The sequence below is a fragment of the Paenarthrobacter sp. 22069 genome, assembly GCF_052046035.1.
Lineage (GTDB): Bacteria > Actinomycetota > Actinomycetes > Actinomycetales > Micrococcaceae > Arthrobacter.
Genome location: NZ_JBQEQF010000014.1, coordinates 1 through 24,140, shown reverse-complemented (window position 1 = coordinate 24,140; position 24,140 = coordinate 1). Strand labels below are relative to the sequence as shown.

Sequence of the window (24,140 nt, the reverse complement as noted above, 5' to 3'; positions counted from 1 at the left end):
AAAGGGGACGGCATGAGCAAGGTGGACATCAAAGGCAAAGGCACGATGGAGTTGTCCGGTGGAGTCCTCATACTGCGCTGGAAGCGAGGGGCATACATCGGCATCGACGTGGCGAGGGCTGCCCTCGAAGCAATCTCCACCCTGGGTCACGGCGCCAGGGTGCCGATGCTGGTCGACATTCAGGGTGTGACCCACTCTGCGGCCGCTCGCAAGGTCTTTCCCCACTCGTCCAGCGTCTCGCGCATGGCACTATTGGGTTCCTCGCCCGTCGATCGGGTGGTCGCCATGTTCCGCTTGCCTCTCCTGCCGACAGGGTTCCCGATCAGGTATTTCACATCTGAGGACAAGGCAATGACGTGGCTGCTTGAGCCCTCGGGGGAGTCGGGCACGGAGCTGGGCTACAGCCATTAGGCGCCCACCGGTCACTCGCAGCCAAGAGGTCCGCCTGATTCCCTGGCGGAAAGCAGGCCGCGACGCACAGGGAGACCGGGCCCGGGGCCGCTCCGTTTGCCGCCTCAGCTGCCCGCTGGGCGGCCGGGAGCCGAAAAGTTCAGCTCTTCAAGGATCACGTGAGCTATTACATCGGGGCGGTTGAAGAGCATGAAGTGGTCGGTATCTATGTCCCGGACATCCGCCACGGCTTCCCGCGCCCATGCTCTTGCTTCTGAGCTCGTCAGGTTGTCCCTGGCACCGAGCAACACGGTTGTGGGAATCTCTGCCCATGCCTGGGCCGGTACGGGATCGCTGCGCGTCTTTTTCGTGGCAAATCGGCGCGGGTGGTCTTTCAGGAATGCGCGCACATCGTCGGGGAGTTGTAAACCGGCTTCGTCTTCGCTGAGCCACCAGTCGCCGTCCAGGGCGTGCCGCCCTTGTTCGTCATGGAGCATGTGCTCCATCGAGTCCACCCAGCCCGCATCGCGGACATCAGGCTGCAGCTTGAGGGGAGGGGATGAGACATACACAAGCCGGGCCACGTTTTTCATACGGTGAGCGGCAATGCCTACTACATCACACCCATAAGACCAGCCGACAACAACGGTGGGGGCCGGGCTGGCAGCGATAGCTGCACGGACCTCCCCAGCATCCTCCAACAGTCCCGCATTGGGAGAACGGTGCGACGGAAGATCCGGCGCGACCACCTGCAGGTCGGGTTGTTCTTCGAGTGCGCGTTGGACCCACGCCCAGTCTTCGGGGACACCCCACATGCCGTGCACGAGAACAACGCCCCTCGGCATTGAGCCTTGCTTGTCATCCATGGCCTGAAGATAGTCCCGGGCGAGTCCCGGCCGAAGAGCATAAAGGCCCTACCGCCGCCGGTGCTGCGAGTCGATGCGGGCCAAAGCGTGGAACAGCGAAGTCTCGGCTGGCCTGATGCGGCGGCTAGGCATGCATAGACTCACCGAGTAACAGCCGAATTCAAGCTCGTAACTCCTCACGCGACGTGTTGGCAACCAACCGCGCGCCCAGATACGCGGCCAGCCGGGTTCCGCCTTTGTCCATGATTTTGTGGTGGTTCCAGGCGAAGAGCGGGCGGAGCAGTGGCGCCGTCAGGTTCATCCAACGACGGGTGGTGCGCACATGCCAATAGTAGAGGGCGGTGGTTATATCCCCCTCCTGGGAGAGTTCCCATCGGCCTGTCCCTTCCAGCTGCCCGGTTGATCTGGACTCCAGGAGCCGGGGCGGGTCCTGGTGTACATTTTCAACGGTGAAGGACAGCGAGTACGGCAGTTTGCCTGTGATGGTGAACCGGTAGGCCCGCCCCGCCCCGTCAGGGTCGCCGGGCGCAACCTGGGCGACCCTGGAGATATATGGGAACCACTTGGTGTAGGTCCTGGGGTCGGAGACCGCGTCCCATACGGTCTCGATGGGAGCCTGCAGCTCCCAGCGCGTCAGGAACTTGTAATCGCTCATCAGCAGCTCCTTTGAGGCATCATTCCCGGGTGCGTTCCCTTAAGGTTCTCAGGACCAGAACTCTGATAGCTGGGCCGTGTCCTCCGCCATCTCCAGGACCTCGGTCACCATTCCGCCGGAGATGGTGAAGACGATAACTGCCCGCTGATCCAGGGACTTACCATCGCGCTCCGCGTGGTTGGACTGCACTCCGATCGTGTACCTGTCGCCCGCCGCGACATCCTCCAGGGTGAGCTTGAGTGTCCCCTGGGACCGTGAGAACAGCTCACCGAAGTACGCCAGGATTTCCCCGACGCCCTTCTTGTCTCCTGACAGGCCACCGGTTCCACCGGTATGCCAGACCGCGTCTTCGGTGAACAGCTCCCTGAGCGTGTCCATGTCGCCCGCGATGAATGCGTCATAGCCGCGCCGCACCAGTGCGACGTCTTCCTGTGCTCCCATTTCACACACCTCTGTCGTTGTTGTGGGAATTTGGCGTGGCAACTGTAGGCCCAGGGACCGGGCTTGTCGAGAGGCGAACGTCCCCGGATAGCACGGCAACCTTTTGATGCCCCGGGGGCGAAACTCCGCACCAGAGGACCGAAGTTGGCCCGGGCTGGACCGTGCGGCACTGTGTCCCGGACACGGGAAGGGCGCGCCCCGTTCGCTGAGCGCGCCCTTCGCTTTCCCATATCCCCAAACCGATCCCCACCGGCTACATCCATCATAAGTATGCTTAGCATTGTGCGCAAGCCAATTGCGCATTCGTCGGGTAACGGGCACCAATAAGTAGTCGCCGCTCCCTAAGGCAAGCGGCTCATGCCCCTCACCACGGCATCAATGAGCATCTCGTCCAGCGTGACCCATGTGGAGGCCCAGCCATGCCAGTAGGAACTGCGGATCCACTCCTCCCGTACTGGTCCGTTGTTGCCGGGCGGCCGGCCCTCAAAGTGCAACCGGTACAGTTCGGCATCCGTGGCAACGGCGAGGCAGGTGTCGGGAAACAAGAGCCAGCCCAGGACGGAGGACCGGTACCTTCGGTGGCCGTTGTAGACCTCCAGCGGCAGCGGGTGGATGCCGCGCGCCTGGGCAGTCTGGACGAAATCGTTCAGGCGTCGCCTGAGCGCCTGCTGCTGTTCAGCTTCACCCGGCTCGAGCCGGGCTGCGCGGTGAAATTCCGCCCTCGGCCTGTCCCGGTCTTGGGAAAGTCCCATGCCCGCATAATTCCACAACGGTTCCCTCCTGTGTACCGGCTAAGTCCCCCCAAATTCGGCTGAGAGCTGCGGAGGCGAGGTGGGAAAGTGCGCTGAGCTGGTGCCGATTATCGCCCGCGGTCCAGGAACCAGGACGGATCCAGGTCGGTTTCGGGCCGGCGTCGTAGCCTTTTGAAGAGCGCGATGAACGGGAGCAGTAACACTTGCAGCACGCCGCCGGCGATCAGCAGGGCGACGAGCAAGACAATGACCGGCAGGTAGAGGAGGGCTACCCCGCCCATTGCGGCCACGTAGCCGGCGAAATACCCGAGGATCGTTCCTGTATCCATGATTGCTCCCATGAACTGGCGCGTTTAGTGACGGACTCTCCGGAGCCTCAGCCTGTGCCGCGGCGCCGGGCTCCTGGTGACGGAACGGACCGGGCGCCACGGCCTGTGCGGGCGATAACTGGTGAGCTCCGGGGGCGGGGGAGCCGAAGCAACCGCTGAGGACCCTTTCCTGCGACGTCGCAAGGTCAGGAGAACAAGCAGGGTCAGGCCAATCCACGCAAAGGCAGCAACGAATATCAGCGCCACAGTCTGAGCCGTGCTCATGACGGGACTTTCCGGGAAAGCGCGGAGTGCTGCAGCGCCGGCTCTTGTACTGAATGGTCAGCGGTGGGCATGGTGCCTGTCCTGGTTTTCGGTGGCTACCCGTGGGCTGACTGCATAGCGCGGTAGATCAAGTGTCCGCCTATTGGGACCGGGCGGCAAGGGGATCGGGCCTACACAGTGGCCCCTTTAACCAGGGGTGGGCCGTCGGAGGCAGAATCCCGGGGAGGCCCCCGCCAGGAAGGCCATCATGAGTCCCACGCGCGCGGCGCGGCCGGCGTGTCTGATGGCAGCCGTGGACCGGGTCAGGCCAGCCAGCGCCACCAGCGTGGCTGCTCCGGTTCCGGCGCCGGTTCCGGTTCCGGCTCCTCGCCCAGGGCCAGTGCGGCTTCCACGATGTCGTCCGCGGTGAGCGTCATCACGGCCTCGCGGTCGAGCGCGTCGAGACTTTGTTCCTCGTCGCGCGACAGCCGCAGCGCCTGGCGGTTGAGCGCCTGCTCGAACAGTGTGCGGGCGAACCGGGCGTTGCCGGAGTCCTCGCCCGCGTGGAGCCCGGTAAAGATGCGGCGCAGCATCTGGTCCGCATCCGGCTCCAGCATGTACTCGTGCTGGGCCAGCATCTGGTGGAAGATCGTCTGGAGCGCGTCCACGGAGTAATCGGGGAACGTGATCTCGCGGGCGAACCGGGAACGCAGCCCGGGATTCGAGAGCAGGAAGGCCTCCATCAGCCGCGGGTACCCTGCCACGATCACCACCAGGCGGTGGCGGTGGTCCTCCATCCGTTTGAGCAGGACCTCGATCGCCTCCGGGCCGAAGTCCATCCGGCCGTCCTCCGGGGCCAGCGCGTAGGCCTCGTCGATAAACAGGACACCGTCCAGCGCGCGCCGGATCACCCGGTCCGTCTTGATGGCGGTCTGGCCAACGTACTGCCCCACCAGGCCCGAACGGTCCACCTCCACTAGATGGCCTTTCTGCAGCAGACCGACCGCGCGGTACATCTCGGCCAGGAGCCGTGCCACGGTTGTTTTGCCCGTGCCTGGGTTTCCCAGGAACACCAGATGCTGTGATGTGGCCACCTCCGGCAGGCCGTGCGCCTTGCGGCGCGCCTGGACCTGGAGCAGTGCCACGAGGGCCCTAACCTGTTCCTTCACGGACTCCAGTCCCACCAGCGCGTCGAGCTCGGCCTGCAGCTCAGACAACGGCCGGGCCGGCCCGGGCCTTGCACCCATGAGATCGCCGACAATGTCGTCGACGCGCTCCGAGCCGGGCAGCTTGAGCTGATCGGCCAGGTGGCCGATGGTTTCGCGCAGGTCGTCGAGCGGGTTACGGCTGAGAGCCATGCATCCACTGTAATACTCGATTCCCGGCCGTGGTGGAGTTGGTACCACCAGCGTCGAGTCCCTCGTGGTCGTCGCACTAGGCCTGAAAGGGCAGCCTCAGCTGGCCAGAGCCACCGGCCCTGCTTTCGATACTGGCTACGGAACCAGGAACTTTCGACTCAGAGATCTTCTCAGGAGGCACCCAGCGACGTCTGGGATTCCCTTTGATCGGAGCCCTGGATCTTCCCGCTCTTGACGTCAGCAGGTGGCCGTCGCCGGGCTTTGGCCAAGGCAACCAGCAAGGTCAGGATCGTGCCCATCCAGGCAAGCCCAGTGAGGAACACCAGGCCGATCGCCGCTAAGGGGTGCATGGCGAAAGTCTAGGACTGAAGCACTGGCGGACCCGGGTGAAACTCCGCACTGTTAGTTCGAAAATATAAGCTCCGTAACGGTAGTTGGTGTCCGGATGCGGAAAGGGTGCGCCCCGTTTGCTGAGCGCACCCTTCGATTCCCCTCGCAGTCGCATCCCCATCCGACCGCGTCCATCATAAGCATGCTTAGTAATGATTGTGCAAGTACCTTGTGCATTGCCCGCTCCTAGAATGAATGGGTGGACCTTTCGGATCTCGGCGCACCAATCGGGCCGATGATTCGCGTCCACGGCGGGTTCGCCAACCGGATGTACCGGCTCGACACCGACCAGGGGTCGTTTGCGGTGAAGGAGCTGAACCTTTTCGACCGCCGCTGGACCTATCGCCTTGACGACGTGTTCAGGTTTGAGCGTGCGGCTTTCGCTGCCGGCATTCCGATGCCGGAGCCGATCTTGGCCAGCCACTCCACGCTCGTTCACCGCTGGGTCGAAGGGGAGAAGGTGCCCGAAGCGCCCGTGCCGGCTGCGTACGCGTTTGAGATCGGTGAGGTCCTGGCGCGCATCCACGCGCTCGACGTCGCGTGGCCCCGTAGGCCGGTCGAGGACCACCCGTCACGGGACTGGTCCGAGCTCGCCGCACGGGCGTCGGCGACCGGTCAGCCGTGGGCGGACGAGCTCGCTTCCCAGGTCGGGACGTTCCTCGCGATCGCCCACTTCGTCGACACCTGCGAACGCCCAGGCCCCGTCGTGCTTACCCACAGGGACATCCAACCGTGGAATCTGCTCGCCCGGGAGGGCCGGCCGGTGGTACTCGACTGGGAGCTCTCGGGGATGCTGGACCTATCCGGTGAGCTCGGTTCCACCGCGCTGGGCCTCGCGAAGGGACCTGGCTTCGATGACCTCAGGGCCCCCATCTTCCGCTCGGTTCTTGACGGCTATGCGGCGGGGGGCGGAGCGCTGCCGCCGCCAGGTCCAAGCTGGTTTGTGTTCATGATCGGCGGCTGGCTGGGGCACCTGAGGTGGAACATCCTTCGGTGCCTTGCCGCTGTCGAGGCGGGCACCGGTCCTTCCCTCGCGCTGTCACACGAGTCCGTGCGCAAAGGGTTGAGCGGCCTCCCCGATCTGTTCGGCCGACTTCCGGAGCTGGAGATGTTGCTCATGTGACGGAGGCGACCGGACGCTAGCCTCCGGTCACCCGCACTCCGCCCACCGCTCCTGTCCAAGGGGTGTCTGCAGAAGTGGGCAGGGACAGGTGCGCGGAAACATAGCCCTGCTGAAGTGTGATGACCTCAGATGCGGATCCCGGGCAGTCCACCGTGAGCTCGACGGGCCAGAGCGTGACTTTGGGATTCTCCTGCCGGATGAAGACCTTGGCATTGGCAGCACCGACACAGGCAGCAGTGACCGTGTATGGTCCCGCCTGGGACACCTGTTCCGTAGTGCCGAAGCCCCGGGCGGGACCATCCAGCGGGCCCTGCTCGAAGAGGAGGGTCGGCCCCGGCACGGCCTTAAGCAGGGCCTCGAGGTCCTGGTAGTTTCGCACCCCGCGGTCAAGGACCTGAGGGTCAGGAGGTTGCCCTGCGGATTCGGTCATTGGTTGAGGTTCAGCTGTGGCCGTGTCGTCGGCCTCCGCTGCCGGTGTATGCACCGGGTCCGGGTAGTCGTAGGAACAGCCGCCTGTTCCCATCAGCGGAACCAGCAGGCACAGGGACAGGGTGACCCCGGGCCGGATGCCTTTTATTCCCACGCTTCCATGGTCGCCATGCCCTCCCTCTGAAGCAACCATTTGCTCAGGACACGACCCCTTTTGTGCGCAGCCTCGTCGGGGCCCAGGAGGACGATGGAGGCATGACGGCTCCTACTGTAGAGGCGGCGATCCACGAATTACTGGAGCTCGCCTGGAATGTTGTCTACGACTTGCTCGAGGAGCGGGGGCTGCTCGGCGAGGGATTGTTCGTTGAGGAGTACACCGGCATCCATTCCTGGCTGGACGGCCCTGCCAGGTACACCATCATCCACTCCCATGCGGTAGCGGTGCTCTTTGTGGACACCCGGCCAGTGGATGCCGTCGCCTTCCACCACGATCTCCTCGGAGCCGACGACCCTGCCGGCTACTTCACGCTTCCTGGCTGAACACAGCCCTTCGGAACGGGCGGCCAGTGCCGTGCCCCATGCCCGGATGGAACTAAAGGGATGGGCCGGCGGCGGTTTGGGGGGGGCTGCATCCTCGGTCTCCCGGATGCGGTGCCGCCGGCCCTGTCCTTTTTGTAAGGCCCCGCCCCAGCGGCAGGATCTTGCCTCCAAGGTAGGCCCCGTTCCCAAACACCAGCCCACATTCGCCGCAGCTTTGGATCAAGACTTGCCATGGATTCCGGTCCCGCCGGGCCTACTCCGCCAGCGAGTAGGAGGAACCCGAGGCCGTACGCTGCAGCAGGCCAAAGTCCACCAGGTAGCGGCGAAGCAGCACCACGTCGTCGGTATAACTGAGGAGCCGTTCGTTGACCTGCCGCTCGGTCAGCTGTTCCCCGGGCAAGATCACCTCGCCCGCGATCTTGGCCAGGAGCGCCCGCCGCTCCCCGGCGTTGGCCGGGTACCGTTCAATCCGCCCCAGCCGCAGGAACCTGTCCAGCCCCGTCCGCGGCTGCCGCCGGGGCTGCTGGGTGAGCAGGTCACGGAAGACCGCGTCCGCCGCCACCAGCCCGTCGCGTTCATCCTCTTCCACAAGACCGGACTCGAGCAGGGCAGCAACCGCCCTGTTCCGCCGCTGTTCCTTGACCCCGGCCAGGACGTCGGCCGGGGCGGTTCCCAGCACTATCTGCGCGTAGGCAGTCCTCGCATCGGCGTTGCCAAGCGTTGCCACCACCCGGCGCCAGTGCGGGCCGCCCATTCTCCTGCCTCCGGCCATGCCCTCTCCCTCCCTTGCCGCTGTCCCGGCGCCTGGCACCGGGATATGCGGGGAGATCGTAGCCCTGATGGGCAGGTTCGGGAAGTGCAGGGGTTAGAGTCCGACGACGTCGAAGGCCACGAGGTGCGCGCCCTCGCCCTCGGCGAAGATCGCCAGCGCCGTGGCTTCCTCGGACGGGAAGACCAGGTCCGTGATGGTTGCCAGCCCATCCTGGGCGAACACCTCAAGGGAGCATCGGTCCACATAGACCCGCAGCCGGAGGCGGCCGTCCTGGAGGGGCACCGCCACGGTTTCCACCGAAGGGAAGGCTTCATGGAAATCCACATGTCCCGACTCCGTCCGGTCCAGGCGCAGCGTTCCCCGGGTCACGTCATAGCTGATCAGCGTCCGTTCGGTGCCGGACATCCGCACCAGGAGCCCAACCTTGTCCGCGGTGCCCGGCTGGAACTCCACGTCGATGCGCGCGGTCTCCGCTGTTCCCGGGACCGGCAGGACCCCGGCCGCCAGCGCCTGCGGGCCGAGCCGCACGGATGGGGACCCAGTCCCGGTAAACGGGTCCACGGCGTGCTGCCGAAGGACCGGCCTGCCGTCCACGCGGGTGAGCGAGACTTCCCTCGGCAGCGACATGGCGCTCCGCCAGTCTCCGGTGGGTGTGGAAGCGGCGTAGTCCCAGTTGTTCATCCACCCGATCATGATGCGGCGTCCATCCGGCACGTTGCTGAACGAGACTGCTGCGTAGTAGTCCCGCCCCCAGTCCAGCCAGCCGTACTCGCGCATGCGCGAGCCGTCCTCCTGGAGCCCATCCGTGACGGTCGATCCGGACCGGAACGCCACGCCGTCGAACTCTCCAATAAAGTACTGTCCTGCCGAGCCGCCGGCGATGCCTCCCGGGTTGATGTTCACCACCAGGACCCACCGCGTGTCCGCCGGGTCGCCGTCAACGGGCAACTCGAAGAGGTCCGGGCACTCCCACACTCCGCCGGTGGCGTTGGCGGGCCCGAAAGTGCTCAGGTACTCCCAGGCCTTGAGGTCCGCGGACTTGTACAGGACCACCTGCCGTTGGACCGCCTCGACGGCCACCATCACCCAGTAGCTGCCTGCGCCGCCGTCGTACCAGAAAACCTTGGGGTCCCGGAACTCGGCCGACGCCCGGTCCAGGACGGGATTGCCGTGGTACTTGGTCCAGGTCGTGCCCTCGTCCACGCTGTAGGCGAGGGACTGCGCCTGGCGGCCTGCCAGCGGTGATGCGTCACTGTAGGCGCTGGTGTAGATGGCCACGAGCGGTGGCGTGTCCGCCGTGCCCAGGCCGCTGGTGTTGTGCCTGTCGAACACCGCCGAGCCGGAGAAGATGGCTTCCTGGTGGTCGCAGGGGATGGCCACCGGCTGCTCATCCCAGTGCAGCAGGTCCTGCGAGGTGGCGTGGCCCCAGGACATGTTGCCCCACTCGGCGCCGAAGGGGTTGTGCTGGTAGAAGAGGTGGTAGGTGCCGTTGAGGTGGACGAGCCCGTTGGGATCGTTGAGCCAGTTGCGCCGGGCAGAGTAGTGCCACCGGGGCCGGAAACGGTCCGTGCCCGCAACTGCCGCGACCTCGGCAGCGGCCGTAAGTGAAGCCATGGATCAGCCCTTCACGCCGCTGGAGGCGATGCTGTTGACGAATGAACGCTGGAACGCAATGAAGAGCACCACCACCGGAACCGTGATGAGGGACGCGTAGGCCATCACCTCGCCCCAGGAAACGTTCAGCTGAAAGAAGTACTGGATGCCGATCATGACGGGCCGCAGCTCCTCGGACTGGACCACCATGAGCGGCCAGAGGTAGGAGTTCCACGCCGGCAGGAAGGTCAGGATGGCCACCGTGGCGGTCGCCGGACCCGCTAGCGGCATGACCACCTGGCGGTAGATCTTGAACCACCCGGCCCCGTCGATCCGCGCGGCCTCGTCCAGTTCCTTCGGGATGGATTCGAAGTACTGGTGGAACAGGTAGATGGAGAAGGCGTTGGCGATGAACGGGATGATCTGGACCTGGTAGGTGTCCAGCCAGCCCTTGGAGAATTCGATGCTGAAGCCGTTCAGTTCGAAGTAGGGGAGCTGGTTGACCCACCACACCAAGGGCAGGGCCAGGGTCTGGAACGGCACGATCAGGGTGGCCAGGATCGCGGTGAACACGATCCGCTTGCCGCGGACCTCCATGCGGGAGAGCGCGAATGCGCACAGGCTGTTGATGAAGATGCCCAGCACCACCGTCACGGCGGAAACCCCGATGGAGTTGATCAGGAACCGGGCGGCGGGGACGCGGTCGAAGACGGCGGCGTAGTTGTCCAGTGAGATGTTCCCGATTGGCAGGAAGGCCGCCACGGAGGACATGTCACCGAAAATCTGCTGGTCCGGCTTGAGGGAGGACACCAGCATGAACACGATGGGGAAGACTGCGACGGCGGCGAACAGGATGCGCACAGCCATGGTTCCGAAGCTCCCCAGCTTCGCGGGTGTGAGGGTCGGCAACATGTCAGTCCTTCTCTCGGGTCAGGTAGCGCTGCACTGCGGAAATCAGCAGCACCAGGACGAAGAATACGAGCGAGATAGCCGAGGCGTAGGAGGTTTCCTGTTGTTTGAATCCGGACCGGACTGCCTCGTAGATGATGGTGGTGGTGGAATCCAGTGGGCCGCCCTGGGTCATGACGCTGACCTGGTCAAAGAGTCCCAGCGCCTGGATGGTGATGGTGACCAGGACCAGGCTGCGGGTGTGCTTCAGGCCCGGCCAGGTCACATAGCGGAACTGGTGCCAGCGGCTGGCGCCGTCCAGCTGCGCTGCTTCGTACAGTTCACCGGAAATGCTCTGAAGTCCGGCCAGCCATATGATCATGTGGAACCCCGCTGCCTGCCAGATGGACAGGGCGATGATGGCGGGCATGGCAGTGGCGGGGTCGTTGAGCCAGTCGGCACCCTGGATGAGCCCGAAGCTGAACGTGGAGAGCAGCTCGTTGATCAGGCCTTCACGGCGGTACATGAACATCCAGAGCAGTGACACCACCACCATTGAAGTGACCACAGGCAGGAAGTAGATGGTTCGGAAGAAGTTCACGCCGCGGAACTTCTTGTTGATGAGCAGTGCCAAGGCCAGGGCCAGGGCTGACTGCACCGGCACAACGACCACCGCAAAGTACGTCACGTTCAGCAGGGCACGCCAGAACGTGGGATCGGTGAAGAGCCGGACAAAGTTGTCTGCCCCTACAAACTCCACAGGCCGGGGTGAGATCAGGCGGGCGTTGGTGAAGGCCAGGCCGAAGCCCAGGATCGCCGGCAGGAACACGAACAACAGCAGCAGAACGGCGGCTGGGGCGATCATCCCCCAGCCGCTGAGCTGTTCGCGGAGGAAGCCGGGGCGGGGGCGGCGGTTCCGGGTGGCAGCGTTGTTGTGCCTTGCTGCAGCCGGATCGGCCTCTGCTGGACGGGTGGGAAGCGGGCTGAGGGTCATGGGAGTCTCCTTGACAGGACCTGGGGTNTGCCGCCGTCGTCGAACCCCAGGATCTCTGGCTATTTCTGGTAGCCGCCGTTGGACTTGATGTTGGCGTCGATCGCTTTGGCTGCCTTGTCCAGTGCACCCTTCGCGTCCGCTCCTGCAAGGATGTCCTGGGTTGCCTTGCCGAATTCGGTGGCGATGAAGGGGTATGCGGGGGTCTCCGGGCGCATTACGGCGTAGTTGCGGGAGAATTCCATGAAGACCCGGTTTGGGCCACCTTCGGCGAACGCGGGAATCAGGGCGGCGGCTTCATTTGTGGCGGGGATGCCTCCCGTTGCCTTGATGACGGAAGCCACGTTTTCCGGCTTGAGGGAATAGGACAGGTAGTCCATCGCGGCATCGGTATTGCTGCAGCCGCTGGTGACGCCCCACTGCCAGGAGGCGCCGCCGATCTTGGGACCGTTGCCCAGGTCCACGCTGGGCATGACCGCCAGATCATCTCCCAGGGCCTCCCGGGTCTTGTCCCCTGCCCAGGAACCGGTGTAGAGGATGCCGCTCTTGTTGTTCAGGAAGTCCTGGGTGGAATCTTTCCCGCTCTTTGTTGCCATGAAGCCCTGATCCGCCAGCCCACGGAACCACTTGGCCCATTCGACAGCCTTGTCACCATTCAGGGCTCCGTCGGCCGACTGATAATCCTTGCGGTTGATCAGGTCTCCGCCGAAGGACTGCAGGAATGGCGAGTACGCATAGGGCAGCCACTCGCCCGTTCCGGCAGTACCCATATCCAATGGGTAATCCCATTTACCCAGCGCCTTGAGTTTGGTCAGTGCATCCTGGAACTCGTCCTTCGTCCATGGCTTTTCAATGGTGGCCACGCGGACGCCCGCCGCAGCGAGATCGGATTTGCGGGCAAACATGGACAAAGCGACGTCGCCGTACCCAACCGCGTAGGTCTCGCCCTGCCATTTGGCAACCGTGCTGGGGAGGTTCTTGGAAAGGTCCGCGGTCAGTTGGAGCGGCTTCAGGTAGCCGGCCCAGGCCCAGTTGGGGACGTTGGGACCGTCAATGTCCACAATGCAAGGGAGGTTTCCGGCCGATGCGGCCCCAACAACGGAATCGTTGTAGGACTCCTGCGGGAAAGCCTGCACCTTGATCTGTGCCTTCGCACCGCTGCTTTTGTTATAAGAGTCCACGATCGACTGGGTCGCGGCCAGTTCCGCCGGGTTTCCGGCGGCGTGCGTCCACATGGTGATCTCTTTGGGGCCTTCGGTTGTGGACGAGGAACTGCCCTTGCCGCAGCCGGCAAGGCTGGCGGTGAGGGCGGCGGCAGCTATGCTGGTCGCCAGGATCTTCGTGAACTTCTTGTTCATGGGTCAGTCTTTCTGCTTGGACAGCGGGGATTGATGGAGGGTCCTGCAGGGAACGCGGCCGCTGCAACGGCTGCGTTCCCGTTTTTTGGGGGGGTGTTACTGAGGGTCAGCTCCGCTTCGACGGCTCCGGCCCGGTCATTGGGTGGCTTACTCCAGGGGTGGAGCCACAGATCCCCGCTCCACGAGTGGGCAAGCGATCTTTTCCTGAATACGGAGGGCACCCGGGTCCTCAAGTTCATTGAGGAGTTTGAGGACCGCCCACCGGCCCATTTCGTAGTGCGGGAGTGCCACGGTGGACAGCCCTGGCCAGAGGGCATCCGCGATGAGTTCGAGGTTGTCCACCCCCACAATTGAGACTTCGTGCGGTACGTTGAGGCCCAGGTGGCCGGCCGCCTGGTAGGCGCCCATGGCCATCTGGTCACTGAAGCAGAACAGCGCGGTGGGCCGTTGCTTGCGGGACAAGAGCTGCAGTGCGGCCTCCCGCCCGCCTGCCGTGCTCGGATGCGCGGCCACGAGGCTCACTTCCGGCAGTTCCAGCCCGGAGCGGACCAGGCCTTCGCGGAACCCTGCAAGGCGCTCGTGGGCAGCGGGAATATCGTCCTCGTTATTGATCATGGCGATTCTGCGGTGGCCTGCCGTCACCAGGAGTTCTGCGGCAGACTGGCCGGCGCCAAATTCGTTCGGCACCACCGAGGACAACCGGGGATCGTCCGTAGCGGCATCCAACACGACGGTGGGCAGACCGTTGAGCTCCCCGGGTACGGATACCAGCTGGTGGAACATCCGGGCGTAGATGACGCCATCCACCTGGTGTTGCTGCAGGGCCCGGATTTCCTGGCGTTCGAGTTCGTTGTCCAGGCCGGAGTTGACCACCATCAGCAGGTGTCCGTGCTCGGAGGCTGCATCCTGTGCACCCTGGATCATGGCGCCCGCAAAAGGGGTGGTGGTGATCTCATCGCTGACCAGCCCGAGGATTTGGGAGCGCTGGTTGCGCAGTCCGCTGGCCAGCCTGTTGGGGGCGTAGCCGAGTTCTCCGGCTACCGCTTTGATGTGCTCAACGGTGCGTGCGTTGACCCGTGAACTGTGGGTTTCGCTGAGGGCATGCGACACCGTGGTTACGGAGACGCCGGCCGCTTTCGCTACATCCCGGATGTTCACCTTGGTCGCCATCGACTGCATTCCTTTGCAAAACGTTTTGTATGTTGTGTGCATCACTATATGCAAAACGTTTTGCAGGTGTCAAGGGTGGGGACTATGCCCTCTTTGAGGCGGGAGGAGGCGGCCGGTCATGCCGGATGATCCGAAAGACCTGCCCAACGTCAAGGACCTCGCCGAAACGGTGCCTGCCTGACGCCGGCGCCGGTAGGCTGCCCGCTATGGATACCGCCACGCCGATCACCGTCGTCATACCGACGCACAACGATGCCAGCCAGCTGAAGACATGCCTGGCTCTGCTGGCCGCGCAGACCAGGCCTGCTGACGAAATCATCGTGGTGGACAACTCCAGCACCGACGACACTGCTGCAATCTGCGCAGACGCGGGCGTCCGCCGCATGCCGGTGGACCTGCCGGGCATCCCGGCCACGGCGGCTGCCGGGTTTGATGCAGCAGCCGGGGCAATCATCGCCCGGCTGGACACCGATTCCCGGCCGCCGGCCGACTGGCTGGAGCGAATCGAGCGGACCCTTGCTGCGGCCCCGCCCCTCACCGCCCTGACCGGGCCGGGGGTCTTTCGCGGTGGGAACCCCCTGGCCCTGCTGGCCGGCCGGTGCCTGCTGCAGGGCGGTTACTTCGGCCTGATTGGTTTCCTGCTGGGGCATCCTCCCGTCTATGGATCTAATTTCGCGCTCCGCCGGGAAGTGTGGGCCGGGATAAGGACAGTTGTGGTTCGGGACAACGCGCTGGTCCACGACGACCTGGATATTTCCTACCGGCTCCGGCCTGGCATGGACGTGATTTACGATCCCGCCCTGAAGGTGGGCGTATCCGCGCGTCCCTTCACCAGCTGGGCTGCTTTCCGGCGCCGGCTGGTGCTGTCGGTCGTCACGTTCCGCGTCGAATTCCAGTACCAATCACCCCTGCGCCGGCGGCGCGAACGTTCCCGCAGCCGGCAGCCGCGTCGGCAGGCAGTTACCCCTCCTCAGCCTTGGCGCAGAGGGCCAGGAGGTCGCGGCTGAACTGGTGCGGGGAGGTTTCGCAGGGGCTGTGGCCACCCCTGTAGACCCCGATCCGGGCCCGGATGGCCTGGGCGAACAGGCGGTGCAGCTGAAGCGGCCACAGGTCGTGTTCGCCCACCGCTACAAACTTTGGCAGGGGCGCCTCCGCCAGTTGCTGCCGGGGATCAGGAACATTCTGCATCAGCGTGTAGATGTCCCGCACCGATTCCCGCCGCGTGAACCGGAACCGGTGGTCCACAAACCGTTGCCGTCCGGGCGGCACGTGGGCCACCCTGCCGCTCCGGATCCCCCAGATCAGCAGGGCGGCCCCGGCCCTGCCGTTCACCCATGTGCTGAACCGGCCAATGCGGCTGACCCCCCTGAAGCTCTGACCCGTCTCCGGCGGGCAGCTGAGCAAGGTAAGGGACCTGAAGAGGTCGGGCCGTTCCACATAAGCCAGCTGGGCAATGATGCCTGCGAAGGAATAGCCCACCACGTGGACAGGGGCGGTGGTGGATTCCAGGACTGCCAGGAAGTCGTCCACGAACAGCCGGTAGTCGTAGTGCTTTCGGGGCGGCACCAGGTTCTCCGGGCCCGCTGCCGCTGATTGGTACTGGCCTGCCAGGTCGTAGCTCAGCACAAAGTAGCCCGCGTCGGCAAGGTCGGGCATCATGAGTGAAAAATCCTCTTTGGAACCTGTGGCACCGGGGACAAGGACGACGCCGGGATCCGCGGGGTTGCCCAGCGTCATGGCGGCGAGCTTGCCACTGGGAACGTCGATGGTGCGGTGGGCCGCGCCTGCCGGCGGCAGGAACCAGTCGACGTCGCCCAGCTGGGCGTCCAGCAATGCGGCGGCATCGACGAGGGCGGAACCGAATTCCTCGGGACTTACCCCGTATTCCCTCTGGTCCGGATCCGCCATGGTCCCAACATAGTCCAGGCGGGTGGCCGGGCACCCGGAGCGGCCGGTATCAGGCCACGTCCCGGACAAAAGCGTGCAGGCGCCGGTACACTTCCTGGGATTCCGGATAGCGGTAATCCTGTTGCCAGGTGTGCTCGGTGTTGGCGCTGTCCCAGGGGTAGATCAGGGCATCCACGGGGACGCCGTGCTGCCGAAGCCGTTCGATGAAATTCAGGTTCGCGTGGTAGAAGTAATCCCGTTCCGAGGTGGTGACGAACACCGGGGGATGGCTCGCATCCAGCCATTCGATGGGGGACAGGAACCCTGCCGCCGTCTTTAGGCCAGCACCTGTCCTGCGGGCCGAGGGCCCCCTGCTGCTGCGTGCCGGGGACAGGTCTGTTGCCGCCGGACCGGTTGCCGCAGCCGCGGCGGGCACGAGCATGCGGACGAAGTTGAGGCTGAGGACAAACCCGGCCTGGAAGAACACCGAGAAATCAACCGCACTGCAGTGTTGCACCAGCCCTTTCAGGTACACCGCGGGAACGGCCGGCTGAAGGGAGTAGTGCGCCGCCAATTCCGGGCGCAGGGTGGCAGCCGTCAGCAGGGCGGCGATCTGGCCGCCGGCCGAGTCCCCTCCCAGTACCAGGCGGCCAGGATCCCCGCCATATTCCCCGATGTTGGCGGCAACCCAGGCCAGTGCGGCGTTGGCGTCGCCAAGCACGTGTCCCATGTGGAACCTGGGCGCGTGCCGGTAATTGACATTGACCACCACCATCCCGCCCAGCACCTGGTTGGCGCAGTACTTGGTGAGTGCTGCCTTGTCCCCGGACGTCCAACCCCCGCCGTGGAAGTAGACGTAGACCGGAAGCGGCCCGCCAACCACGGCCGACCCGCCGTCCGATATGGCTGGCGCGTCCAGTGGTGCAAGCACGTCGAGGCGGTGGGAGCGGAGGCCGTCGCCCACATAGTCGATGTCATGCATGTAGGAAACGGTGGTGATGGGGTCAGCATTGAAGCGCGCCTGTTCGCTGGCGCTGACCGAGCGCATCACGAGCCGCCACGTCCACACAGGGACGCGGCGCATTACACCTCGGGCTCTCCGTGCAAAGGGCAACGCCCCGGCGGAACGTGCGGCCAACGACATCCCTGCAATTTTACCGCCGGCGCCTGGATCCTATGCCGGGCCGCCAAGGATCCGCCGCGCATCTTCCTGCGCCCTGAGGTCCGCATCGCTGACCACCCTGCCCCTGATATGGCCGGCGCCCGACATCATGTCACGGAGTTCGGGAATGGTCCGCGGCGGGTTGGTGCCGTGCGCCACCGCGTGGCAGTTCCGGCAGAGCGGTACGAGGTCGGCTATCGGGTCAAGCTGGTAACCGCTGTCAAGCATGGCCGGTGGGACGACGTGATGTATGGCGATGGCATCCGCGGCCAGCTCGCCGTAGGCGGATTCGAACGAAAAACCGCACGCGGCGCAGGATGTGCCGTGGAAGGCCAGGCAGGCCCGCCGGGCATCGCCGTCCCGTTCCCACCGGTTCACCAGGACAGCACTGGTGGCCTCCGGCGGCAACGTACCGGCTGCCACCTCGGCGGGATCCACTGCTGCCGGCCCGTAGTCCCGCCACAGCCTGCGCAGGACGGGTTCGTACGACGGCGGCACGGTCACCAGGGGCGGCCCGCCGGCCCCGGCCCAACAGCCGTCCGGGATGGCCGCGCCAAGTGTGCCGGGACGTATCTGCTCACCGAGCGGGAGCACGGCGTCGAATACCACTGCCACGAACCAATCAGTGGCACCCGGGACGCTCCCTGCGGCAGCCTGGTAGGGTGCGGACGAAATCCAGCCGTGGCCAATGAGTCCGCTGCCTGCATCATTTGTGCCCTGGAGCAGGAGCCAGGCCTCGGTTCCGGGCTGGAGGTCGGGGCAGAACCCGAGGCGCCATCGGTCCAGGAACCTCCCGGAGTCCGCCAACCGGCCCACGAGGCCCGGGTAGTTCCGACGGAGCAGCCTGTCGGCGGAGCAGCGGAGAATTACTGCAGCCATTGCCCACCGGATCCTGCCACGCGGCGTCGACTCCCGTGCCAACGCAAGGGGCTAGATCGGTTCCTTGGCCAGGGCCTTGGTCCTGGCAGGTGTCTCGCGCCCCAACCGTTCATCCAGCGTGACGCGGAGCCTGGCCGCGGCGACCTGGACACGGTGCTCGGCAGGGGTGGTCTTCTTCCCGGCAGGTTTGGCTGCGGCGTTACGGGGAGCATGGACATAACCGTGGTCGGGCGACGTTGCGCTCATGGTCCAACCTCCTTGGTACTGTCGTTCTCCGTCGTTCCATTCTCGCCCAACTTCCCGCCGTCGTCCACGAACGCACTCTCCTGTCCGGGGTCCATTTCGGTTTCAGCATCGTCGCCGTTCTCGTCGCCGCCGACGCTCTTCCATGCGATGTCGAACAGCTCGAGCTCCTCCGTTCGGGCCAGTTCGCTCCGCGCCAGCACCTCCAAGGTGGCCAGCCCCAGCGCCTTTGTCCCTTCATCCGGATCCAGCGCCCGGTCCAACGCCCACTGGGTCCGGCGCCACCACTCCGACCGGCTGTCCGCCTCAGTCTTTTGCTGCAGGGCGTTGGCGTCCGCTTCGCGTTTCTGGTCCAGCGCGGTCTTGTCGGCTGCCGTGCGTTGCTTGAGCGTGCGCCAGTTGATGTAGAAGGCCAGCAACGCGGCGATGAGAACGGTCAGCGGTCCCAGCCCGGCAAGGATGACCCACCGTCCGCCGGCCCCGAATGGACGACGACGTCCAGCGGGCCGGGGGAGGGAACAGGGGTTACGGTCCCAGCCTAGGCGGAGGTCCCGCTGGCGGTGCGGAGGACACCCTTAAGGAAGCCGGCCCTGGTCACGTGCCATGCCGCGAGACGAGGACCGGTCCACGGGCATGGTGCAGGACCGCGTGGGCGGTTGAACCGATGGTCTCCCTGAGGATCCCCCTGCCCTGGGAACCCACCACCACAATCCTGGCGCCGCCGGCAGCCTCGATGATGCCATGCGGGACGGAATGGTCCCGGACCAGCGTGCCCTGGACGTGAACGGACGGTGCCATGGCAGTTGCGTGGGCCCGGGCGGCATTGAGGACCTGCTCCGGATCGGGGCCGGGTCCGCGTGCACGGCGGAAGTAGCCGGGCGGTTCGTGATGGACGTGAACCACCTTCAGGGGCACCTGCCAAGCAGCGGCAAGGCTACAGGCATCCGCCAGTGCCGAGGGGGAACCCGCGGCGTCGACGGCGGCGACGACCGGTCCCCCCGGGTGGAGGTCCTGCCGGATCACGGCGACGGGGCACGCGGCAGCCGCCGCCAGTTCCAAGCTCACGGAGCCCACCAGAAGGCCGAGGAAGCCGCCCAGGCCGCGGCTTCCCACCACGAGCAGGTGTTCATTGGTAGAAATGTCCACGAGAAGCTGCGCGGGCAGTCCGTGAACCAGGCTGCTCCTGATTTCAACCCCCTGCACTTCCGCTGCCGCCTGCGCCACCCCCTCGTCGAGGACGGCCTGCGCGGACTGCTCCAACCCGCTGCCTGAGACGCCCGGAACCGGACCAAGGTGCCTTGTCAGCAGCGGCCACAGGGAACAATGCACTACATGGAGGGGGCGCTTTGCGGCCGCTGCATGCCGCGCCGCCCAGCGGACGGCTGCCGCGGCCTCAGCCGAGCCGTCGTAGCCGGCAACGACACAACGTCGATCCTGCGTCAAACCTGCCGCGCTCCTGCCTGGAACGGCTGTCAGCAGCGGGACCTTAGCCCCTTTGGCGGGCCCGCCACATGGTTCCATCCTGATTCTAGGCAACGGGAGGGACATGGTCAGCGTGGTGGGACGGATTGCGGTGGTGCTGCTTGCCTTTGCTGCCTGGCTGGTGGGCAGCGGAGGTGCCGCCAGCGCTGTGGCTCCTTCAGCCGTCGTGGTGGAGGACACGGCAGGTGTGCTTGACCAGAATACGCTGCTCCCCGCCGTCGAACGCATCCAGTTCTACGAGCCCACCCGGGTGGCGATCTACACGTACAACGGAAAGGCCGAGGACAACCTCAATGAGGAGGTCCTCCGGTTCGCCCGGACCCGGCACCCCGAGTGGATCAGCGCGGACGGACAGAAATGGGCTGACGGGTTGTTCATTTTCGCGCTCGACCCGGTGGGACGCCACGTGGGCACGTATATGGGCGAGGACCGGAAAGTCTCCCTGGAGCAGCGCAGCGACATCCAGGACGCCTCGAAGGAACTGTTCCGTGACGCGCAGTGGACGGACGGCACGGTGGCCGGGATCCGCCGTGCCGCGGAACTCATCAACCAGCCCTGGTACCGCTCAACCCCGTTCCTGGTAACAGCATGGGTGACCGGTGGTTTTGCGGCGTTGGGGGCAGCGGCATGGCTGATCGTGCGGGGCGTGACAAGGGCAGCATGCCGCAGGCAGATTGGACGCGGGGACCGGAGTTACTCCAACGTCAGCATGGACCTGGACGTCACAGAGCTGAACGCGTCCACCATTCCCGGTTCATCGCGGTACGGCAGCCAGGTGCTGGAGAAGCACCGCACGTTCCTGGGCCGGTATGCCGCTGCCACGGAGCTGTCCAACCGGGTTCACGCGCTGGGGAGACGGTCCCTGAGCAGCAGGAAGAGCCTCAAGCTTGCGCGGCAGTTCGCAGACGCCGCTGCCGAGCTGGATGCCCTGGATGACGTCATCGCCGACAGCAATGCCCTGCTGAACCGGGCCGGCACCTGGCCCACCGCCTGGGACCGGCAGCTCGCGCCGTTCCGCAAGGACCTGGCAGGGCTGGAGCAGCTTCTGGCCAAGCGCCACGGCCAGGGGGATTCGGCCACGGCCACCGCCCTGCGGTCCTTCCGTGATGAAAGCCTCCGGGAGGTTGAACGGTGGACGGCGGAACTTGCGGACGGGCGGATCAGCCCGGAGACCGCGCTCGACAGGCTTTACGAAGCGCGCTCGCGGCTTTCGGAGCTGCTGGAAAACCATGCCGAGACGGTGATCCAGGGCTTCGCCAGGAACGAGCGCGAAGCCGCCATGATGCGTGAGCAGATGGAGACGGCCCACGGCGGCCTGGACCGCCACAGGCAGCGAACCTACGAGCCGAGCATCCTTGGCACGGTGTACCCGTCCTACACGTTCTTCTCCGTGGCCACCTTCAACTCCGGCTTCAATACCGGGGTCAGCAGCGTCAACTCCGCCAGGGGAGGCGGCAGCACCACAGGGTACGGCGCCAGTGGCGGAAGCTTCTCGGGTTCCGGAAGTTCCTCGAGCTTCTAGCACCAGAAGCAGCCTTTGGCCCCGGGGGAGGCGGGGCCAAGCCCGGTGCCTGCTCAGGCGGCGCCCAGGGAGCCCAACGCGCGTACCCCACGCCGGGGAGCGTGGCGGGCCTGGTGTGGGGAAGCGCGGAAAATTCCCGGCGCCGGCAGCTGGACGTCCCGGATCAGGCCGGTCCCGGCACACTCCCGGACCTCTTCTATGGCAGCGGCCGCCGCCCGTTTGTCGGTGAACTGGCCGGAAACCGCCAGCACGTGCCCATCCGGCATCACCATCCGGAACCGGATCCGGGAATCTTCATCAACAAACAGTTCGAACGTACCTGCCATATGCCTTGTTCTCCTCAAGCGTCCTGCCGCCGTGTCCGGCGTCGTCATTGACGCCGGGGCGGGCTGGCCGACTTCCGGCCCTAGCAAAACCGGGGACGCACACCCCAGCCACGGTGCATCTTCCGGCCCCAACAACCCTCCCAAAGGACCATGCCCGGTCATAGGGACCAAAGTCCCTGATCCACGTCGCGAAAGATTCTAGCGGGCCACGCGCGACAGGTCGGCAACGTAGTTCTGCTTGTTGGCGGCAATGAACTCCACGGTCCCGGATCCGCAGCCTCCGGCAGGCCGGGACAAAGGGCCCTGTCGCATCCACCCCTGCCCCTGGCAGACTGCGGAGCTGGGAACGTACCGATTTTCCCGGAGGAAGACATGACAACCGAACGCCCGCAATCCGGCTCTGCTGACCAGCCCGGGGCTGGCCCGGGCAGTACAGACCCGGAGGAACGGCTGAGCGTTGAGCTGGAGGATGCGGCCTCCCGTAAGTGGTGGGCGCGGATCCTATACACCCTCGGCTCGCAGTACGGGCGGACACCGCTCCGGTTCGTGGGCAGGACCGGCGACGGCCGCCGTCTCTACGTGAGCGACACCTTCCCCGGTCCGCCGCTCAACGCGACACCGCCGGAGGAAGCCTGGGCTCCGGGGATGCAGGCCAGCCTTCACCAGCTGTGCGAGGACATTACGCGGGATGGCTGGTCCGAAACAGGCCGGGGCCTGCATCCCTGGGATCTTACGTTCAGCCGGCGGAAGGCCTGGTAAACCAGACCACCACGTCGTCGGGTGGTCCCTGCCGGGTGACGGGATCCTAGGCGACCGGCCAGATCACGCGCGTCTGCCACGTAGCGGGATCCGGCTGCTTCAGCGGGTCGGAGAGGTAGTACTCCCACATGTCGTTACCAGGAGTGGCGCCTTCGGCCTGCATGTGTTCCCTGATGGCGTCGTACGTGGTCCCGAGCTGGTCGTAAGGCCCGGTGTGGATGGCTTCAAAGGCGTCGGTGTCAGGAAGCACCCCGCTGGCCACCTCGCCGGTTCCATGAAAGTTTCCCTGGATGGGAAAACCTGCTTCCACATCCACTGACGCTCCCGGCATGCCATGGTAAAGCGCGAACGGCGGTCCGGCCGGCCTGGCGCCCTGCGTCTGGACGGCGGCCATGACGGCGCCGAAGGCCCGGTCGAAGAAGCCTGTCAGTGAGTCCATGGGAACGCGTTCGCGGACCACGGCCACGGTCTGTTCAGTGATGTGCACCCTGTGCGGCTGCTGGCCATTGTCATTCATGCCACCAGCCTTGCCGTTCCGCTGGCGGGGTGACAGTGCCATAGGACTCTAGGTGTACTCAGCCAGTAGGTTGGTTGCACCTGCTGATGGGTGGTTTGCCTCCGAGGCTGCCGTGCGGCCGGTGGTTGTTGTAGAAGTTTAGCCAGGGCTGCAGCGCGTCGGTGCGGGCCTGGTTGGATGTGAAGGGTTGGCGGTAGGCCCAGCATTCCTGGAGGGTGCGGTTGAAGCGTTCTGCTTTGCCGTTCTGCCAGGGATGGCGGGGTTTGATCAGGATATGTTTGGCACCCAAAGCAGCCAAGGCGTCCTGGAAGTCGCGGGAGAGCCGGTAGGCGAAGGCGTTGTCGGTCATGACACGCCGGACGGGTGCGCCGTTCGCTGCCATGGCGGCGGCGGCCCGGGTGAGGAACCCGGCGCAGGTCGGGCCTTTCTCGTCGGGCAGGACCTCGGCGTAGGCGAAGCGGGTGTAGTCGTCCACGGCGACGTGGACGTAGTCAAAGCCCATCCTCTGATGCGACTTGCGGTGGTTTGCCGCGCTCTGGGAAGGGTCGGCCCGCCACCCCCCGCCGTCAGGGATCCGGCCAAGTTTCTTGACATCGATATGGATCATGTCCCCTGGGGCGTCTCGTTCGTAGCGGCGGTCGGTAGCCCGGGACGCGCGGATCCGTTCCCCGGTCACCGGGTCCAGATCCCACAACCTGGGCATGCCCGCCCTGGCCAAAATCCGGGAGACCGTCCGGGCGCTCGTGCGGCAGCGCAAAGCCAGGTCCGTTGGCCCTTCGCGGTGCTCCACGCGCTGGGTCAGGACATCGGCAACGACTTCCGCCGAGGTGGCGTGGGGGCAGGATCTTGGTCGGGAGCTGCGGTCCTCGAGGCCGTCCCAGCCGTGGGCACGGTACCGGCTGAGCCAGCGGTGCGCGCAAGTCCGCGAGATGCCCATTTCCTTCGCCACGTGAGCGACGGGACGGCCGGCGAGGACGCGCTCGACGAGGATCCGCCTACCATTCGGAGTCAGACGGGCATTACGGTGAGACATGAGGACCTCTTAGTCGTTGGCTGTGTGTGGTAACCACCAACC

Annotated in this window: 29 protein-coding genes; 6 read left to right on the top strand and 23 right to left on the bottom strand. The window is 65.4% G+C overall.

Going from position 1 to position 24,140, the window contains the following annotated elements; translation table 11 throughout:
- The first annotated feature begins 12 nt into the window (after positions 1-12).
- Entirely contained in the window at positions 13-411 is a 399-nt protein-coding gene (locus ACTJK0_RS12800) for a DUF7793 family protein (RefSeq protein WP_440745428.1), read from the top strand.
- Positions 412-515: 104 nt separating this feature from the next.
- On the opposite strand, the gene ACTJK0_RS12795 is transcribed toward ACTJK0_RS12800, so the two are convergent.
- The 7 genes from ACTJK0_RS12795 to ACTJK0_RS12765 all read right to left on the bottom strand — a co-directional run bounded on the left by ACTJK0_RS12795 (position 516) and on the right by ACTJK0_RS12765 (position 5,384).
- Positions 516-1,256: an alpha/beta fold hydrolase gene (locus tag ACTJK0_RS12795; RefSeq protein ID WP_440745427.1), complete on the bottom strand. Its 741-nt coding sequence runs from the start codon at positions 1,254-1,256 to the stop codon at positions 516-518.
- A 160-nt stretch (positions 1,257-1,416) separates the two neighbouring features.
- Positions 1,417-1,911, bottom strand: a complete 495-nt coding sequence (locus tag ACTJK0_RS12790) for an SRPBCC family protein (protein WP_440745426.1) — start codon at positions 1,909-1,911, stop codon at positions 1,417-1,419.
- Between the two features lie 48 nt (positions 1,912-1,959).
- The gene (locus ACTJK0_RS12785) at positions 1,960-2,352 is read right to left on the bottom strand and encodes a nuclear transport factor 2 family protein (RefSeq protein WP_440745425.1); all 393 of its coding nucleotides are present in this window, start codon (positions 2,350-2,352) and stop codon (positions 1,960-1,962) included.
- A 341-nt stretch (positions 2,353-2,693) separates the two neighbouring features.
- Positions 2,694-3,104 carry a hypothetical protein gene (locus tag ACTJK0_RS12780; protein WP_110540830.1) on the bottom strand — a complete coding sequence of 137 codons (411 nt, stop codon included), beginning with the start codon at positions 3,102-3,104 and terminating at the stop codon, positions 2,694-2,696.
- Between the two features lie 107 nt (positions 3,105-3,211).
- Complete coding sequence (locus ACTJK0_RS12775; RefSeq protein ID WP_110542042.1) at positions 3,212-3,433, bottom strand: hypothetical protein; 222 nt, start codon at positions 3,431-3,433, stop codon at positions 3,212-3,214.
- A gap of 566 nt (positions 3,434-3,999) precedes the next feature.
- Positions 4,000-5,034 (bottom strand): AAA family ATPase, encoded by a 1,035-nt coding sequence (locus ACTJK0_RS12770; protein WP_110540829.1) that lies wholly within the window; start codon positions 5,032-5,034, stop codon positions 4,000-4,002.
- A gap of 170 nt (positions 5,035-5,204) precedes the next feature.
- Complete coding sequence (locus ACTJK0_RS12765) at positions 5,205-5,384, bottom strand: hypothetical protein (protein ID WP_110540828.1); 180 nt, start codon at positions 5,382-5,384, stop codon at positions 5,205-5,207.
- Positions 5,385-5,623: 239 nt separating this feature from the next.
- On the opposite strand from ACTJK0_RS12765, the gene ACTJK0_RS12760 reads away from it, so the two are divergent.
- Positions 5,624-6,547, top strand: a complete 924-nt coding sequence (locus ACTJK0_RS12760) for a phosphotransferase family protein (protein ID WP_440745424.1) — start codon at positions 5,624-5,626, stop codon at positions 6,545-6,547.
- Positions 6,548-6,563: 16 nt separating this feature from the next.
- Here ACTJK0_RS12760 and ACTJK0_RS12755 read toward each other — a convergent pair whose 3' ends face one another.
- Positions 6,564-7,130 carry a hypothetical protein gene (locus ACTJK0_RS12755; RefSeq protein WP_440745423.1) on the bottom strand — a complete coding sequence of 189 codons (567 nt, stop codon included), beginning with the start codon at positions 7,128-7,130 and terminating at the stop codon, positions 6,564-6,566.
- A gap of 101 nt (positions 7,131-7,231) precedes the next feature.
- Here ACTJK0_RS12755 and ACTJK0_RS12750 point away from each other — a divergent pair, with 101 nt between their 5' ends.
- Positions 7,232-7,516 (top strand): hypothetical protein, encoded by a 285-nt coding sequence (locus ACTJK0_RS12750; RefSeq protein WP_110540826.1) that lies wholly within the window; start codon positions 7,232-7,234, stop codon positions 7,514-7,516.
- 253 nt (positions 7,517-7,769) lie between these two features.
- On the opposite strand, the gene ACTJK0_RS12745 is transcribed toward ACTJK0_RS12750, so the two are convergent.
- The 6 genes from ACTJK0_RS12745 to ACTJK0_RS12720 all read right to left on the bottom strand — a co-directional run bounded on the left by ACTJK0_RS12745 (position 7,770) and on the right by ACTJK0_RS12720 (position 14,288).
- Positions 7,770-8,288 (bottom strand): DUF2087 domain-containing protein, encoded by a 519-nt coding sequence (locus ACTJK0_RS12745; protein WP_440745422.1) that lies wholly within the window; start codon positions 8,286-8,288, stop codon positions 7,770-7,772.
- Positions 8,289-8,381: 93 nt separating this feature from the next.
- A complete protein-coding gene (locus tag ACTJK0_RS12740) occupies positions 8,382-9,902 on the bottom strand; it encodes a glycoside hydrolase family 32 protein (protein ID WP_440745421.1) in 1,521 nt (506 codons plus the stop codon).
- 3 nt (positions 9,903-9,905) lie between these two features.
- Entirely contained in the window at positions 9,906-10,793 is an 888-nt protein-coding gene (locus ACTJK0_RS12735) for a carbohydrate ABC transporter permease (RefSeq protein ID WP_110540823.1), read from the bottom strand.
- 1 nt (position 10,794) lies between these two features.
- Positions 10,795-11,763, bottom strand: coding sequence for a carbohydrate ABC transporter permease (locus ACTJK0_RS12730; protein ID WP_110540822.1), 969 nt, complete (start codon positions 11,761-11,763; stop codon positions 10,795-10,797).
- A 59-nt stretch (positions 11,764-11,822) separates the two neighbouring features.
- Positions 11,823-13,118 (bottom strand): extracellular solute-binding protein, encoded by a 1,296-nt coding sequence (locus ACTJK0_RS12725; RefSeq protein ID WP_110540821.1) that lies wholly within the window; start codon positions 13,116-13,118, stop codon positions 11,823-11,825.
- A 147-nt stretch (positions 13,119-13,265) separates the two neighbouring features.
- A complete protein-coding gene (locus ACTJK0_RS12720; protein ID WP_110540820.1) occupies positions 13,266-14,288 on the bottom strand; it encodes a LacI family DNA-binding transcriptional regulator in 1,023 nt (340 codons plus the stop codon).
- Between the two features lie 206 nt (positions 14,289-14,494).
- Between ACTJK0_RS12720 and ACTJK0_RS12715 the strand changes: the two genes are divergently transcribed.
- On the top strand, positions 14,495-15,295 hold the full coding sequence (locus tag ACTJK0_RS12715) for a glycosyltransferase family 2 protein (protein ID WP_440745420.1): 801 nt from the start codon (positions 14,495-14,497) through the stop codon (positions 15,293-15,295).
- Here ACTJK0_RS12715 and ACTJK0_RS12710 read toward each other — a convergent pair.
- From ACTJK0_RS12710 to ACTJK0_RS12685, 6 genes are all read right to left on the bottom strand, one after another.
- On the bottom strand, positions 15,249-16,196 hold the full coding sequence (locus tag ACTJK0_RS12710; RefSeq protein WP_440745419.1) for an alpha/beta fold hydrolase: 948 nt from the start codon (positions 16,194-16,196) through the stop codon (positions 15,249-15,251). The two genes, ACTJK0_RS12715 and ACTJK0_RS12710, sit on opposite strands and share 47 nt — an antisense overlap.
- Positions 16,197-16,245: 49 nt before the next feature.
- On the bottom strand, positions 16,246-17,259 hold the full coding sequence (locus ACTJK0_RS12705; RefSeq protein ID WP_440745418.1) for an alpha/beta hydrolase: 1,014 nt from the start codon (positions 17,257-17,259) through the stop codon (positions 16,246-16,248).
- 90 nt (positions 17,260-17,349) lie between these two features.
- The gene (locus tag ACTJK0_RS12700; RefSeq protein WP_110540819.1) at positions 17,350-18,216 is read right to left on the bottom strand and encodes an HNH endonuclease; all 867 of its coding nucleotides are present in this window, start codon (positions 18,214-18,216) and stop codon (positions 17,350-17,352) included.
- 51 nt (positions 18,217-18,267) lie between these two features.
- Positions 18,268-18,462 (bottom strand): hypothetical protein, encoded by a 195-nt coding sequence (locus tag ACTJK0_RS12695; RefSeq protein WP_110540818.1) that lies wholly within the window; start codon positions 18,460-18,462, stop codon positions 18,268-18,270.
- Positions 18,459-18,878, bottom strand: a complete 420-nt coding sequence (locus tag ACTJK0_RS12690) for a hypothetical protein (RefSeq protein ID WP_440745417.1) — start codon at positions 18,876-18,878, stop codon at positions 18,459-18,461. The genes ACTJK0_RS12695 and ACTJK0_RS12690 overlap by 4 nt, the downstream gene beginning before the upstream one ends.
- 175 nt (positions 18,879-19,053) lie before the next feature.
- Positions 19,054-19,902: a universal stress protein gene (locus tag ACTJK0_RS12685; RefSeq protein ID WP_440745416.1), complete on the bottom strand. Its 849-nt coding sequence runs from the start codon at positions 19,900-19,902 to the stop codon at positions 19,054-19,056.
- A gap of 103 nt (positions 19,903-20,005) precedes the next feature.
- On the opposite strand from ACTJK0_RS12685, the gene ACTJK0_RS12680 reads away from it, so the two are divergent.
- A complete protein-coding gene (locus ACTJK0_RS12680; RefSeq protein ID WP_440745415.1) occupies positions 20,006-21,463 on the top strand; it encodes a DUF5129 domain-containing protein in 1,458 nt (485 codons plus the stop codon).
- 53 nt (positions 21,464-21,516) lie between these two features.
- Here the strand turns inward: ACTJK0_RS12680 and ACTJK0_RS12675 are convergent, their stop codons facing one another.
- Positions 21,517-21,789: a YegP family protein gene (locus tag ACTJK0_RS12675; RefSeq protein ID WP_440745414.1), complete on the bottom strand. Its 273-nt coding sequence runs from the start codon at positions 21,787-21,789 to the stop codon at positions 21,517-21,519.
- A gap of 372 nt (positions 21,790-22,161) precedes the next feature.
- On the opposite strand from ACTJK0_RS12675, the gene ACTJK0_RS12670 reads away from it, so the two are divergent.
- Positions 22,162-22,548, top strand: coding sequence for a hypothetical protein (locus ACTJK0_RS12670; protein ID WP_110540813.1), 387 nt, complete (start codon positions 22,162-22,164; stop codon positions 22,546-22,548).
- 46 nt (positions 22,549-22,594) lie between these two features.
- Here ACTJK0_RS12670 and ACTJK0_RS12665 read toward each other — a convergent pair whose 3' ends face one another.
- Entirely contained in the window at positions 22,595-23,065 is a 471-nt protein-coding gene (locus ACTJK0_RS12665; RefSeq protein WP_110542037.1) for a GyrI-like domain-containing protein, read from the bottom strand.
- A gap of 58 nt (positions 23,066-23,123) precedes the next feature.
- Positions 23,124-24,098 carry an IS481 family transposase gene (locus tag ACTJK0_RS12660; protein ID WP_440744822.1) on the bottom strand — a complete coding sequence of 325 codons (975 nt, stop codon included), beginning with the start codon at positions 24,096-24,098 and terminating at the stop codon, positions 23,124-23,126.
- Positions 24,099-24,140 lie beyond the last annotated feature (42 nt).

What these genes read in the sequence shown, in the direction of transcription:
- ACTJK0_RS12745 (WP_440745422.1), bottom strand. Translation starts at nt 8,288, where the DNA reads ATGGCCGGAGGCAGGAGAATGGGCGGCCCGCACTGGCGCCGGGTGGTG.
- ACTJK0_RS12790 (WP_440745426.1), bottom strand. Translation starts at nt 1,911, where the DNA reads ATGAGCGATTACAAGTTCCTGACGCGCTGGGAGCTGCAGGCTCCCATC.
- ACTJK0_RS12680 (WP_440745415.1), top strand. Translation starts at nt 20,006, where the DNA reads ATGGTCAGCGTGGTGGGACGGATTGCGGTGGTGCTGCTTGCCTTTGCT.
- ACTJK0_RS12750 (WP_110540826.1), top strand. Translation starts at nt 7,232, where the DNA reads ATGACGGCTCCTACTGTAGAGGCGGCGATCCACGAATTACTGGAGCTC.
- ACTJK0_RS12705 (WP_440745418.1), bottom strand. Translation starts at nt 17,259, where the DNA reads ATGCGCCGCGTCCCTGTGTGGACGTGGCGGCTCGTGATGCGCTCGGTC.
- ACTJK0_RS12700 (WP_110540819.1), bottom strand. Translation starts at nt 18,216, where the DNA reads ATGGCTGCAGTAATTCTCCGCTGCTCCGCCGACAGGCTGCTCCGTCGG.
- ACTJK0_RS12800 (WP_440745428.1), top strand. Translation starts at nt 13, where the DNA reads ATGAGCAAGGTGGACATCAAAGGCAAAGGCACGATGGAGTTGTCCGGT.
- ACTJK0_RS12775 (WP_110542042.1), bottom strand. Translation starts at nt 3,433, where the DNA reads ATGGATACAGGAACGATCCTCGGGTATTTCGCCGGCTACGTGGCCGCA.
- ACTJK0_RS12720 (WP_110540820.1), bottom strand. Translation starts at nt 14,288, where the DNA reads ATGGCGACCAAGGTGAACATCCGGGATGTAGCGAAAGCGGCCGGCGTC.
- ACTJK0_RS12675 (WP_440745414.1), bottom strand. Translation starts at nt 21,789, where the DNA reads ATGGCAGGTACGTTCGAACTGTTTGTTGATGAAGATTCCCGGATCCGG.
- ACTJK0_RS12725 (WP_110540821.1), bottom strand. Translation starts at nt 13,118, where the DNA reads ATGAACAAGAAGTTCACGAAGATCCTGGCGACCAGCATAGCTGCCGCC.
- ACTJK0_RS12695 (WP_110540818.1), bottom strand. Translation starts at nt 18,462, where the DNA reads ATGAGCGCAACGTCGCCCGACCACGGTTATGTCCATGCTCCCCGTAAC.
- ACTJK0_RS12715 (WP_440745420.1), top strand. Translation starts at nt 14,495, where the DNA reads ATGGATACCGCCACGCCGATCACCGTCGTCATACCGACGCACAACGAT.
- ACTJK0_RS12795 (WP_440745427.1), bottom strand. Translation starts at nt 1,256, where the DNA reads ATGGATGACAAGCAAGGCTCAATGCCGAGGGGCGTTGTTCTCGTGCAC.
- ACTJK0_RS12785 (WP_440745425.1), bottom strand. Translation starts at nt 2,352, where the DNA reads ATGGGAGCACAGGAAGACGTCGCACTGGTGCGGCGCGGCTATGACGCA.
- ACTJK0_RS12730 (WP_110540822.1), bottom strand. Translation starts at nt 11,763, where the DNA reads ATGACCCTCAGCCCGCTTCCCACCCGTCCAGCAGAGGCCGATCCGGCT.
- ACTJK0_RS12660 (WP_440744822.1), bottom strand. Translation starts at nt 24,098, where the DNA reads ATGTCTCACCGTAATGCCCGTCTGACTCCGAATGGTAGGCGGATCCTC.
- ACTJK0_RS12765 (WP_110540828.1), bottom strand. Translation starts at nt 5,384, where the DNA reads ATGCACCCCTTAGCGGCGATCGGCCTGGTGTTCCTCACTGGGCTTGCC.
- ACTJK0_RS12670 (WP_110540813.1), top strand. Translation starts at nt 22,162, where the DNA reads ATGACAACCGAACGCCCGCAATCCGGCTCTGCTGACCAGCCCGGGGCT.
- ACTJK0_RS12710 (WP_440745419.1), bottom strand. Translation starts at nt 16,196, where the DNA reads ATGGCGGATCCGGACCAGAGGGAATACGGGGTAAGTCCCGAGGAATTC.
- ACTJK0_RS12665 (WP_110542037.1), bottom strand. Translation starts at nt 23,065, where the DNA reads ATGAATGACAATGGCCAGCAGCCGCACAGGGTGCACATCACTGAACAG.
- ACTJK0_RS12780 (WP_110540830.1), bottom strand. Translation starts at nt 3,104, where the DNA reads ATGGGACTTTCCCAAGACCGGGACAGGCCGAGGGCGGAATTTCACCGC.
- ACTJK0_RS12735 (WP_110540823.1), bottom strand. Translation starts at nt 10,793, where the DNA reads ATGTTGCCGACCCTCACACCCGCGAAGCTGGGGAGCTTCGGAACCATG.
- ACTJK0_RS12740 (WP_440745421.1), bottom strand. Translation starts at nt 9,902, where the DNA reads ATGGCTTCACTTACGGCCGCTGCCGAGGTCGCGGCAGTTGCGGGCACG.
- ACTJK0_RS12770 (WP_110540829.1), bottom strand. Translation starts at nt 5,034, where the DNA reads ATGGCTCTCAGCCGTAACCCGCTCGACGACCTGCGCGAAACCATCGGC.